This is a genomic window from Lelliottia jeotgali (assembly GCF_977070485.1).
This window is the reverse complement of record NZ_CDRVFO010000012.1, coordinates 85,872-97,768: the sequence shown is the minus strand read 5'-3', so window position 1 is coordinate 97,768 and position 11,897 is coordinate 85,872. Positions and strand designations below refer to the sequence as shown.

The 11,897-nt window shown below is 62.2% G+C and carries 9 protein-coding genes; 2 read left to right on the top strand and 7 right to left on the bottom strand.

Annotation, left to right across the window (positions count from 1 at the left end; translation table 11 throughout):
• Nucleotide 1: 1 nt before the first annotated feature.
• The 5 genes from ACW4TB_RS18470 to ACW4TB_RS18450 all read right to left on the bottom strand — a co-directional run bounded on the left by ACW4TB_RS18470 (nt 2) and on the right by ACW4TB_RS18450 (nt 6,873).
• The gene (locus ACW4TB_RS18470) at nt 2-2,434 is read right to left on the bottom strand and encodes a TonB-dependent siderophore receptor (RefSeq protein WP_279933455.1); all 2,433 of its coding nucleotides are present in this window, start codon (nt 2,432-2,434) and stop codon (nt 2-4) included.
• Between the two features lie 160 nt (nt 2,435-2,594).
• A complete protein-coding gene (locus ACW4TB_RS18465; RefSeq protein WP_279933453.1) occupies nt 2,595-3,551 on the bottom strand; it encodes a FecR family protein in 957 nt (318 codons plus the stop codon).
• Nucleotides 3,548-4,066 (bottom strand): RNA polymerase sigma factor, encoded by a 519-nt coding sequence (locus ACW4TB_RS18460; protein ID WP_012316608.1) that lies wholly within the window; start codon nt 4,064-4,066, stop codon nt 3,548-3,550. The genes ACW4TB_RS18465 and ACW4TB_RS18460 overlap by 4 nt, the downstream gene beginning before the upstream one ends.
• A gap of 162 nt (nt 4,067-4,228) precedes the next feature.
• The gene (locus ACW4TB_RS18455; protein WP_012316607.1) at nt 4,229-4,939 is read right to left on the bottom strand and encodes a 3'-5' exonuclease; all 711 of its coding nucleotides are present in this window, start codon (nt 4,937-4,939) and stop codon (nt 4,229-4,231) included.
• Complete coding sequence (locus ACW4TB_RS18450; RefSeq protein ID WP_012316606.1) at nt 4,936-6,873, bottom strand: putative nucleotidyltransferase substrate binding domain-containing protein; 1,938 nt, start codon at nt 6,871-6,873, stop codon at nt 4,936-4,938. Before ACW4TB_RS18450 ends, ACW4TB_RS18455 begins: the two co-directional genes overlap by 4 nt.
• 185 nt (nt 6,874-7,058) lie before the next feature.
• On the opposite strand from ACW4TB_RS18450, the gene ACW4TB_RS18445 reads away from it, so the two are divergent.
• A complete protein-coding gene (locus ACW4TB_RS18445; RefSeq protein ID WP_012316605.1) occupies nt 7,059-7,502 on the top strand; it encodes a response regulator in 444 nt (147 codons plus the stop codon).
• 96 nt (nt 7,503-7,598) lie between these two features.
• On the opposite strand, the gene ACW4TB_RS18440 is transcribed toward ACW4TB_RS18445, so the two are convergent.
• On the bottom strand, nt 7,599-9,776 hold the full coding sequence (locus ACW4TB_RS18440) for a malate synthase G (protein WP_279933448.1): 2,178 nt from the start codon (nt 9,774-9,776) through the stop codon (nt 7,599-7,601).
• A 455-nt stretch (nt 9,777-10,231) separates the two neighbouring features.
• Between ACW4TB_RS18440 and ACW4TB_RS18435 the strand changes: the two genes are divergently transcribed.
• Nucleotides 10,232-10,750: a glycine cleavage system protein R gene (locus ACW4TB_RS18435; protein WP_012316603.1), complete on the top strand. Its 519-nt coding sequence runs from the start codon at nt 10,232-10,234 to the stop codon at nt 10,748-10,750.
• A gap of 228 nt (nt 10,751-10,978) precedes the next feature.
• On the opposite strand, the gene rarD is transcribed toward ACW4TB_RS18435, so the two are convergent.
• Complete coding sequence (gene rarD / locus ACW4TB_RS18430; protein WP_012316602.1) at nt 10,979-11,866, bottom strand: EamA family transporter RarD; 888 nt, start codon at nt 11,864-11,866, stop codon at nt 10,979-10,981.
• Nucleotides 11,867-11,897: the final 31 nt, after the last annotated feature.

The following is an 11,897-nucleotide window of genomic DNA, read 5'->3' as shown; positions in this document are numbered from 1 at the left end:
CTCAGAACTTGTAGCTGGCGCTGGCGACGACGCTACGCTCGTCACCGTAGTAGCAGTAGTAACTGTCACAGGTGGAGATGTAGTCCTTGTTGAACACGTTGGTCGCGTTGACCGCTACCGATGCGCCCTTCAGGCTGGAGCTCAGGCGCCCCAGGTCGTAGTGCACGGAGGCATCGAACACGGTGTACGCATCGGCCTTGCCCAGCCAGGTGTTGCCCTGATCGCCATAGGTGTTTCCGGTGTAGCGCGCGCCAGCGCCGATGCCGAAGCCGTCGAGCACGCCGGTGTGCCAGGTGTAATCGGCCCACAGCGAGGCCTGCTGGTTAGGCATCAGTTGCAGGCGGTTGCCTTTGTAGATGCCGTCCTGCACTTCGGATTTGGCCAAGGTGTAGGCCGCAGTCACCTTCAGATTTTCGGTGACGTCGGAAACGGCTTCCAACTCCAGGCCACGAACCTTCACTTCGCCGGTCTGGCTAGTAACGGTCACACCGCCCTCGTTGTTGGTGACCGAGACGTTTTTCTGGGTCAGGTCATATACGGCTGCGGACAACAGGGTGTTGGAGCCCGGTGGCTGGTATTTGATGCCCAGTTCCCACTGCTTGCCTTCGGTCGGTTTGAAAGACTCCGTGGCGGATGCGGCAGCATTGCTGACCGGCTGGAACGACTCGGCATACGAAAGGTAAGGCACGAAGCCCGAGTCGAAGACGTAGCTGATGGCCGCGTTGCCGCTGAATTTCTTGTCTCTCTGGGTGTTGGTGGCATCGCCCTGGTTCAGGAACCTGGTGCTGGTATGCACCCAGTCTTCACGACCGCCCAGCGTCAGGCGCCAGTTGCCCAACGCCATCTGGTCCTGAACATACAGGCCGGCCTGGCGGGTTTTCTGGTTGTAGTCATAGAACGCCGTGGAGCGATCCGGCCGTGTGATTGGCAGCCCGTAGACCGGGTTGATGACGTTGCTGTCCGGCACGTTGAAGCCGAAGATCGACAGGTAATTGGTGTTGACACGTTGGTGGTCCAGGCCGACCAGCAGGGTGTGGCTGATGTCCCCAGTGGTGAAGTCAGCCTGGAAGTTGTTATCCACTGCAAATTGGCTGATGTCTTCATCGGTGTTGGTGGACATACGGCTGACGGTACCGTCGTCTTGTACCGGAGGAGTGGTTGTGTTGTAGCTGCCAGGGGTGATGGTCTGAAAGGACAGGTCAGTCTTGGTATAGCGAAGGTTCTGGCGGAACTGCCACACATCGTTGATCCGGTGCTCGAAGGCGTAGCCCAGCGCGTAGTAGGTACGGTCGTAGAACTCGTAGTCCGGATCCCCCAGGTTCTTGTGGTGGGAGATCTTACCGAATGGCATGTCGATCTTGGTGCCCTGAATGGGGCGGAACTGGCTGGTAGCGCCTGTATCGTCGCGGGTGAACTGGGTCAGCAGGGTCAGTGACGTGTCGTCGTCGATGTTCCAGGTCAGGCTTGGGGCAATGTTGTAGCGTTTGTCGTCTATATGGTCGATCTGCGTTCCGCCATCGCGAATCACGCCACTGACGCCGTACAGGAACTGCCCTTGGTCATCGATTTTGCCGGTGCTGGCGAAGTTGATCTGGCGGTGGTTGTCGCTGCCGTATTGCACTTCGATTTCATTTGCGCTTTCGGCCTGCGGACGGCGGCTGACCATGTCCAGCAGGCCGCCGGGTGGGGTCTGGCCGTAGAGTGAGGACGCTGGGCCACGCAGCAATGCGAGGCGGTCCAGGTTCCAGGTTTCGGCTTTCGGGTTAGCGTAAACGCCACGTGGCAGCGGCAGGCCGTCGAGGAACTGAGTCGGTTCGAAGCCCCTCACGCGCATCCAGTCATAGCGTGTGTCGCTGCCGAAACTGGCCGATACGATGCCGGGCATGTAGCGCACCGCATCATCCAGGCTGTGAACGCCGCGGTCGCTCATCTGTTGACGGGTGGCGACGGAGATCGAACGAGGAATTTCGACCAGCGCGGTATCGGTCTTGGTGCCCGCGGCGCTGCGTTTGGCCAGGTAGCCGTCAACCGGGCCCCAGGCGCTTTCGTACGATGCATCGGCATTGATCGCGGTCTCGGGCAACGCCAGGCTGCCATCAGGAACAGCCACCAAGCTGTAGCTGCCGACAGTGCTCTGCTGCAGCTGCAGGCCGGTACCGAGCAGGGCGGCCTGCAGGGCGCCGAGGCCGTCGAACTGGCCGTTGACCGGCGCCGAGTTTCGGCCGCTGACCAGTGCCGGATCGATGGCCAGGGCGATGCCCGACTGGCTGGCGATCTGGTTCAGGGTGGTGGCCAGCGGGGCGCTGGGCAGGTCGTAGGCGCGCTGTGCGGACTGCTCGGCGGCGAACAGGGCAGTGCTGGCCAACGGGGCAGCCAGGGCGATGGCCAAGGCCACCAGGCTGGGGCGCAGGATACGATCAACGGCACGGGACATGCAGCGGTTCCTCGACGGATAAGTGCTAATTGCTTCCTTGCCGAGCGAGATTTCAGAAGTGACAGGGGTATCTGGAAAAAAAGTGGAAATGGTTTGTATTTGTACGCAGCCAGCTTAGGCCTCATCGCCGGCAAGCCGGCTCCACGGGGGCGCTATGGTGCTACTTGGGCACCACGCTCACCCACCACTGGGTATGCCGCTCGATCTTCACCGGCAACGCGGGCACCAGCGATGCGAGGGCCAGCTCGGTGTCAGTCAGCGGGAAGCTCCCCGTCACGCGCAGGTCGGCCACTTCATCGGCTACGCCCAAGTGGCCGCTACGGTATTGGCCCAGCTGCGCTACCAGGTCGGCCAGGCGTATGTTGTCCACCACCAGCATGCCGCGGGTCCAGGCATCCGCACCGGCTTGCACTGGCGCGATACGGCCCAGGCCATTTGCGTTCATGAGCACCTGCTGGCCCTCACGCAGTACCTGCTCGTCACCACTGTTCAGCGGCTGCGCTGCGACAGAGGCCTGCAACACCTCCAGGCGGGTGCCGTGGTTTTCGCGACGTACCAGAAAGCGCGTGCCCAGAGGGCGCAGGCGGCCATCGTCGGTGCGCACCAGCAACGGGCGAGGGTCTTGGTGGCCGGTCTCCACCGAGATTTCACCCTGGTGCAGCACCAGTACACGCTGGTCGCCTTCGTAGTCGATGTCTACCGCCGTATGAGTGTTCAGGCTCAGCAGCGTGCCGTCCTCCAGACGCAAGGTCCGCAGTTCGCCGGTGGCGGTGCGCTGATCGGCCAACCAGTAGCTTGCCGATAGCGAGGGCGCGCCGACCCAGGCCAGCAGTGAGCCGAGCAGGAACATGCCGGCCAGCCCTCCGCCCACCTTGGCCACCCGCCGGCGCAACCCGGCGCGCGATTGCTGCAGGGCCTGGCGCGCGGGGCCGGCGGCGGCACTTACCCGCTGATCGAGGGCGCCCAGCTGGCGCCAGGCGCGAGCGTGTTCTTCGCTGGCGGCATGCCAGCGCATGAACTCGCTGCGCTCGTCGGGCGTACCGGTACCGTCGTCCAGGCTCAGTTTCCAGGCGATGGCAGCTTCAAGGACCCCGGCAGAAACCGGTGAGTTGTTCACGTCGGCTCCCCATACAGGGCCACATAGCACTGGCGCATGCCTTGGGCGATGTATTGGCGCACCCGCGATACCGATACGCCCAGGCGCTCGGCGATTTCGGCGTGGCCCATGCCGTCCAGGCGATTGTGCAGGAATGCCGTGCGTGCCTTGCTCGACAGCTTGCCGAGCAGGCGGTCGATGGCCTTGAGGTCTTCGAGGATCAGGTGCTGAAGCTCTGGGGAGGGTTGTTCGGCTTCCGGCAAGCGGGCCAGTTCGGCCAGGTAGGCCTGCTCCAGGGCGGCGCGGCGAAAGTGGTCGAACATCAGCCCCTTGGCCACTGCGGCCAGGAATGCGCGCGGCTCACGGGGGGTGTCCAGTTGTTCGCGCCCGAGCAGACGCACGAAGGTGTCCTGGCTCAGGTCTTCAGCACGCTGACGGCAGGCCATGCTGCGTTGCAGCCAGGCAAGCAGCCAGCTGCGATGGTCGCGGTACAGCGCACCGACCAGTTCGGCGTGTGGGCTCTGAGCAGAAGACAAGCAGTGTCCCCCCCGGAACGAATGCGTTAACTAACGATAATTATTCGCGATTGTTGCAGAGGCGGGGGGCGCGGCGCAATGGACGCTTATCGGGTTGCCACTGACTGTCATGGGGGGCCGGTGTCCGATACTACGGGCGCAGCCCCTTCAAAGGGTATGTTTCTAAAGCCCATGCCCCTGCACATTGCGCCGCCGCCACCTGCGCAACCGCTGCTCCAGCTGCAACGGGCTGTCGAGCTGCTGGCGACGGGCCTGGCTGAACAGGATTAACGCCAGCTCAGCAGTGACTTGGGCGTCTGCGCTGGCGTGGTGGCGCTCATCCACCTGCAGCCCGAAGCGCGCCACCCAGTCATCCAGCCCGGCTTCGCGCAGTACGGTGTCTGGGTTGAGCATGGGCGCCAGTTCAGCGACATCGAGAAAGGGCAGTTGCAAGCGATGACCAAGGGTTTCTTTCAACGCCCGAGCCAGCATGCGCTGGTCGAAAGGTGCATGAAATGCCAGCACCGGGCTGTCACCGATGAACTCGAGCAGTTCGAGCAACGCCTCGGCCGGGTCGCTGCCTGCGGCCAGGGCGCTCGGGCCCAGGCCATGGATGAGTACACTGGCGTTGGTTTTCTGGGCCGGGCGGTGCAGGGTGCGCTCGAACTGCTGGGAGAAGTCGATGGCGCCGTCTTCGATGGCTACGGCACCGATCGACAGGACCTGATCGCGGTTGGGGTTCAAGCCGCTGGTCTCAAGGTCCAGCACCACCCAGCGCTGATCACGCAGCGAGCACACGCCCAGCGGTGCGGGTTTTGGCAGGCGCGCCAGGCGTTGATGCAGTGCATCGTCCAGGGCCGGCGCGGCAGGGCGCAGCCAGGCGAACAGGCTCATAGCTGGTACCGCAGGGCCAGGCTGCTTTGCAGGCGCTGCGCCTGGCGCAGCGACTCACGCAGGATGCGCCGGTCCAGATGGTTGAGGCTGTCCGGATCGAGGCGGTTGGAGTACGGCTGATTATCGCGGCTTTGGCGCTGGTGCTGCTGCATGCGCGTTTGCTGGATGAAATGGTAGGCCTCTTCGTAGGCCGCGCCGTCGAGTGCCTCGATAACGCCTCTGTCGACCAGCTGGCGCAGGCGCTCAAGGGTATTGCAGGCGCCGATGCCATTGGCCAGGGCCAGCAGCCGGGCACCATCGACGAAGGGCGTCAGGCCCTGGACCTTGAGGTCCAGGGTTGCGGCCTTGTCGTTGCCTTGGCGTGTCAGGACGAATTCGCGCAGGCGGCCTACCGGAGGCCGCTGACGCAGGGCGTTGTCGGCCATCATGCGCTGGAAAATGCGGTTCTCGGCTACTTGTTCCAGCACGCTTTGGCGCAGTTGTTCGCAACCCTGTTCGTCGCCCCATACCACCCGCAGGTCGAAATAGATGCTCGAGCCGAGCAGGTTCTCTGGGCTGGCTTCACGGATGAAGCCGGCGAAGCGCCGTGCCCATTCAGTGCGCGACAGGCACAGCTCGGGGTTGCCTGCCATGACGTTACCCTTGCACAGGGTGAAGCCGCATTGGGCCAGGCATTGGTTGATGTAGTGGGCCAGTGGTAGCAGGCGGGCGCGAATGGCTTCGGCTTCGCTGCTGTCAGCTGCCTCGAACAGGATGCCGTTGTCCTGGTCGGTATGCAGGGTCTGTTCACGTCGCCCTTCGCTGCCAAAGCACAGCCAGCTGAACGGCACCCCAGGGTCGCCGCGTTCGGCCAGAGCCAGTTCGATTACCCGGCAGACAGTGTGGTCGTTGAGCAGGGTGATGATCTGGGTAATCTGGGTCGAGGAGGCGCCGTGGGCGAGCATGCGCTCCACCAGCTGGCCGATCTCGCCACGCAGCGCCACCAGCGAGTCCAGGCGCGGTGCATGGCGGATGGTGCGGGCCAGGTGCACGAGGTCGACCCGTTGCAGGGAAAACAGGTCGCGCTCCGAGACCACGCCGCACAGGCGCTGGTTGTCCACCAGGCAAACATGGGCAATGTGTCGCTCGGTCATGGCCATGGCCGCGTCGAAGGCGCTGGCCTGCGGGCTGAGGTAGAAGGGTTTGACGGTCATGTGCCGTTCGATTGCGCTACCGAGGTCGGCATCGACAGTGGCCACCACTTGGCGCAGGTCACGCAGGGTGAAGATGCCCACCGGGTAACGCTGCGTATCGACCACCACGATGCTGCCGACCTGTTGCTCGTGCATCGACCGCACGGCGTCGCGCAGCGGCGTGCCCGGGGTGCAGACCACCGGATGACGCATGGCCAGTTCACCCAGTGGGGTGTTCAGCGAGTATTGGGTGCCGAGTGTTTGCACCGCTTGCTGACGTACCTGTTGGTTGACCTGGTCTAGCAAGCTACTGACGCCACGCAGCGCAAAATCGCGAAACACATCCGACAGGGAGAACACACGGATGAAGGCGGCTTTGTTCAATTGCAGGCAGAACGTGTCCTCGCCCGCCAGGTGTTCGGTGCGGGTAGCGCGTTCGCCGAGCAGGGCAGCCAGCGGGAAGCACTCCCCGCTGGTGATCTCGAAAGTGGTTTCCACACCAGGCTTGACCAGGTGCTGGCGTTCACCGACCACGCGCCCCTGTTTGACGATGTAGAAGTGCTCCACCGGGCCGTCAGCGGGTTTGATGATGCTTTCCCCGCTGGCGTAGAAACGCAACTGGCACTGTTCCACCAGGAACGCCAGGTGGCTGTGTTCCATTTGGTTGAACGGCGGGAAACGCTGCAAAAACTGCAGGGTGCCCTGAATGTTCTGCAGAACGGCAGTTCTGCCCGCCTGGGTGTAGGCGTCGTTTTTGCTCATGACACTGACCGTATCGCTATGCCGAACTATATATATCTATATATAGGTGCGGCCTTGTTGTTCTCGGTCCCCATGGTCGGCTGACGGCCGTGCGGTGCCCATTGGACGTAAGTCTATGAGCGTAGTGTGATCAATATCGCAAGCTGCGGTCTTACCGGTGAGCAAGACTATTTGATGAGACGACCATGGTTGAGCATGACGACATCCTGAGTGACGCCGAACGCGAGGCACTGGCCGGGTTGAGTGCGCCTGTTGCGCCCAGGCCGGTGGTATTGGTGGTTGATGACAACCCGGTGAACAGTGAGGCCCTGTGCCTTTACCTGAAGAGCAGGGGGATCGACTGCATGCAGGCCGATGGTGCTCAGGAGGCGATGTTCAAACTGCATTACGAACCGCGCATTGCCCTGATGATCACCGACCTGCGCATGCAGCCCAAGGATGGCCTGGAGCTGATCCGGCAGATACGTGAGTCGGAACGGGCGGCGTTGTCGATCATCGTGGTGTCAGGCGACACCGATGTGAAAGAGGCGGTGGATGTGATGCACCTAGGGGTGGTGGATTTTTTGCTGAAGCCGGTGGATCTGGGGAAATTGCTGGGGTTGGTGAAGAAAGAATTGAAGCTTGAGTGAGCGGGATTGGGGCTGCTTTGCAGCCCTTTCGCGACACAAGGCCGCTCCTACAGGGGAATGCGATCCTCCTGTAATTGATGGAGCGGCCCCGATGTCTTACAGCCCGTTACGCGCCTTGAACTCGCGGCGGCGACGGTGCAGTACCGGCTCGGTATAACCGTTCGGTTGCTTGGCACCCTCGATTACCAGTTCCACTGCAGCCTGGAATGCCACGTTGTCGTCGAAGTTCGGCGCCATCGGGCGGTACAGGGCGTCACCGGCGTTCTGCTTGTCGACCACGGCGGCCATGCGCTGGAGGCTTTCCAGCACCTGCTCCTGGGTAACCACGCCATGGCGCAGCCAGTTGGCCAGCAGCTGGGCCGAGATACGCAGGGTAGCGCGGTCTTCCATCAGGCCCACATCGTTGATGTCCGGCACTTTGGAGCAACCCACGCCCTGGTCGATCCAGCGAACCACATAGCCGAGGATGCCCTGGGCGTTGTTGTCCAGCTCGTTGCGGATCTCTTCTGCCGACCAGTTGGTGTCAGCTGCCAGCGGGATGGTCAGGATGTCGTCGACCGAGGCCGGGGTGCGGCTGGCCAGCTCGCGCTGACGCGCCTGCACGTCGACTTTATGGTAGTGCAGGGCGTGCAGGGTGGCGGCGGTCGGCGAAGGAACCCAAGCGGTGTTGGCACCGGCCAGCGGGTGAGCGATCTTCTGCTCGAGCATGGCGGCCATCAGGTCCGGCATGGCCCACATGCCTTTGCCGATCTGCGCACGGCCTTGCAGGCCGGTGGCAAGACCGACGTCGACGTTGTTGTTCTCGTAGGCGCCGATCCACTTCTCGTTCTTCATGGCGCCTTTGCGCACCACGGCGCCGGCCTCCATCGAGGTGTGAATCTCGTCGCCGGTACGGTCGAGGAAGCCAGTGTTGATGAACACCACGCGCTCGGCGGCCGACTTGATGCAAGCCTTGAGGTTCACCGTGGTACGGCGCTCCTCGTCCATGATGCCGACCTTGACGGTGTTGCGCGGCATGCCCAGCAGGTCTTCGACGCGGCTGAAGATCTCGGCGGCGAACGCCACTTCTTCAGGGCCGTGCATCTTCGGTTTGACGATGTAGACGCTACCGGTACGGGTGTTCTTGCGGCTGGTGTTGCCGTTGAGGTTGTGCAGGGCGATCAGGTTGGTGAACAGACCGTCCTGGATGCCTTCGGGAATCTCGTTGCCTTGGGCGTCGAGAATTGCCGGGTTGGTCATCAGGTGACCCACGTTGCGCACGAACAGCAGCGAACGACCGTGAAGGGTCACGGTGCCGCCATTGGGCGCTGCGTACTCGCGGTCCGGGTTCATGGTGCGGGTGAAGGTCTTGCCGCCTTTGCTGACGTTCTCGGCCAAGTCGCCTTTCATCAGGCCCAGCCAGTTGCGGTAGACAATGACCTTGTCGTCGGCATCGACGGCAGCGACCGAGTCTTCACAGTCCATGATGGTGGTCAGCGCCGATTCCATCAGGATGTCTTTGACTCCGGCGGCGTCGGTGCTGCCGACCGGGGTGCTGGCATCGACCTGGATTTCGAAGTGCAGGCCATTGTGCTTGAGCAGCACGGCGGTTGGCGCGGCGGCATCGCCATGGAAGCCGATCAGCTGGGCGTCGTCACGCAGGCCGCTGTTGCTGCCGCCCTTGAGGGCAACGACCAGCTTGCCGCCTTCGATGCGGTAAGCGGTGGAGTCGACGTGCGAGCCAGCAGCCAGCGGCGCGGCTTCGTCGAGGAAGGCGCGGGCGAAGGCGATGACCTTGTTGCCACGGACCTTGTTGTAGCCCTGACCTTTTTCGGCGCCGCCTTCATCGCTGATGGCGTCGGTGCCGTACAGTGCGTCGTACAGCGAACCCCAGCGGGCGTTGGCGGCGTTCAGGGCAAAGCGGGCGTTCATCACCGGCACGACCAGCTGTGGGCCTGCCATGTGGGCAATTTCTTCGTCCACGTTCTGGGTGGTGGCCTGGAAATCGTCGGCTTGTGGCAGCAGATAGCCGATTTCCTGAAGGAAGCTTTTATAGGCTACGGCGTCGTGTGCCTGGCCTTTGTGTGCCTGGTGCCAGGCGTCGATCTTGGCTTGCAGCTCGTCGCGCTTGGCGAGCAGGGCTTTGTTCTTTGGGGCGAGGTCGTTGATGATCTTTTCTGCCCCGGCCCAGAACGCATCGGCCTTGACGCCGGTTCCAGGGATCGCTTCGTTGTTGACGAAGTCGTACAGGGCCTTGGCGACCTGAAGGCCACCGACTTGAACGTATCCAGTCATTGCTTGCCTCACCTTTGCTCAGCTATTTCGCTTTCGCTCTTCTGTATTAAGCCTGTAGCGCTTCTCTAAACACGGCACCAGTACATGCTCTCACCACTCACGAGAGCGGCTGGGTGCGGCTCGCCATAAGGCTGGCGGGCGGTTGGCGTATTTTCACAGGCGCCTTGGCAGACATCGTAACGACGTTTTGTAGTCCGCGCCGAGGCATACTACATGAAGCAGCAGGCCGGTGAACATCAGACTAAAAGCGTCGCTCTGCGACCGGTAGGTCGCGTAGGGTCACGCTGGGAGTGGCTATGTTCGCAAAAAACCGGTGGATTGTTCCAGATAAATCTTGAAACAGTACACGATTAGTTCGGCAGACCGTCCTGCGGCAGGTTGCCGCGCCTTGCCTATACTGAACCAATCCCCCCGTATTCTCGCCGCTGCAGGCGGCACGACGCAGAGGAAGCCCTGTGGATCATCTTGTACTGACCGTGATTGCTCCTGACAAGGCCGGCCAGGTCGAACGGATTGCCCAGTGCATCGCCGACCACAACGGTAACTGGCTGGAGAGCCGTATGTCGCGTATGGCAGGGCAATTCGCCGGCATCCTGCGGGTCGCGGTGCCCGCAGAAAGCTACGATGAGCTGGTGAAATCGCTTCAGGCCTTGGGGCAGTACGACATCCGTGTACTGATCGCAGAAAGCGGCATCGAGCCTTCCTGTACCTGGAAGCCGATCGCTATGGAGTTGGTGGGTAATGATCGCCCAGGCATCGTACGTGATATCACCCGATTGTTGGCTGACCAAGGGGTGAACCTTGAGCGCTTCACCACCGAAGTGCGCCCGGCGCCAATGAGTAGCGAGCCGCTGTTCCATGCCGATGCCTTGCTGGCGCTGCCATTGACCTTGTCGCTGGATGATCTGCAGCAGAAGCTGGAGAGCCTGGCAGATGACTTGATGGTGGAGTTGAAATTGCGGCCCCAGGATTGAGCCGAGGCGGTAGCGGGTTATCCCGATTAACCGGGGACGGCCCTGTGGATAACCTGGGGGCGCTCCTCGCTAGCCCAGAGACGGCGAGCTCTCCCGCGGTTTGGTCAAAAAACAGCCACTAATCAATAGCTTGTGCACAAACCACGGGGACGAGGGTGTGGATAACCTCTGGAGATCTTCTGCCAGGCCACGGACGGCGTGGCCTGCAGAGTTTTGGTCGTTTTTTGATCAGGCGCGCTTGCGCAGATTCAGCCAGGCATCGACGCTGTAGAGCGCCAGGCCAGCCCAGATGCACAAGAAAGCCATCAGGCTGCTGGAAGACAGGTGCTCGTCAAATAGCAGTACCGCTTGCAGCAGTACCAGGGTCGGCGCCAGATACTGCAGGAAGCCCAGGGTGGTGTAGGGCAAGTGCCGTGCAGCGGCGTTGAAGCATACCAGCGGTATCAGCGTTACCGGCCCGGCTGCAATCAGCCATAACGCCTCGCTGCCGGTATAGAAACTGCCTTGTGCACTCATCGCGGCAGGGTGCAGCAGCAGCCAGCCAAGCGCCAGGGGCACCAGCATCCAGGTTTCCACCACCAGGCCGGGCAGCGCCGCTACCGGTGCCTGTTTGCGGATCAGGCCGTAGAAGCCAAACGTCAACGCCAGTACCAATGACACCCAAGGCAGGCTACCGACTTGCCACACCTGTTGCGCCACACCTACTGCGGCCATGCCCACTGCCAGCCATTGCAGGCGGCGCAGGCGCTCACCCAGCAAAAGCATGCCCAGCAGCACGTTCACCAGCGGGTTGATGTAGTAGCCCAGGCTGGCCTCGAGCATGCGCCCGTTGTTGACCGACCATACGTAAGTCAGCCAGTTGCCGGCAATCAGGGCGCCACTGAGGGCAAGAATGGCCAGGCGGCGGGGGTTGTCGCGCAGCTCGCGCCACCACCCTGGGTGCTTCCACACCAACAGCAGCAGCGAACCGAACAAAGCGGACCAGAGCACCCGGTGCACGATGATCTCAACCGCCGGGACACTTTGTATGGCTTTGAAATAGAGGGGGAACAAGCCCCAGATGATGTAGGCCGAAAGGCCAAGAATGTACCCGCGACGCGGGTTTGCGGCGTGCATGCAGAATCCTTGCTTAGGTAGCTAAATACAG

Excerpts from the sequence above, each read along its gene's own strand:
- ACW4TB_RS18470 (WP_279933455.1), bottom strand. The coding sequence starts at position 2,434 with ATGTCCCGTGCCGTTGATCGTATCCTGCGCCCCAGCCTGGTGGCCTTG.
- ACW4TB_RS18440 (WP_279933448.1), bottom strand. The coding sequence starts at position 9,776 with ATGACTGGATACGTTCAAGTCGGTGGCCTTCAGGTCGCCAAGGCCCTG.
- ACW4TB_RS18445 (WP_012316605.1), top strand. The coding sequence starts at position 7,059 with ATGGTTGAGCATGACGACATCCTGAGTGACGCCGAACGCGAGGCACTG.
- ACW4TB_RS18450 (WP_012316606.1), bottom strand. The coding sequence starts at position 6,873 with ATGAGCAAAAACGACGCCTACACCCAGGCGGGCAGAACTGCCGTTCTG.
- rarD (WP_012316602.1), bottom strand. The coding sequence starts at position 11,866 with ATGCACGCCGCAAACCCGCGTCGCGGGTACATTCTTGGCCTTTCGGCC.
- ACW4TB_RS18455 (WP_012316607.1), bottom strand. The coding sequence starts at position 4,939 with ATGAGCCTGTTCGCCTGGCTGCGCCCTGCCGCGCCGGCCCTGGACGAT.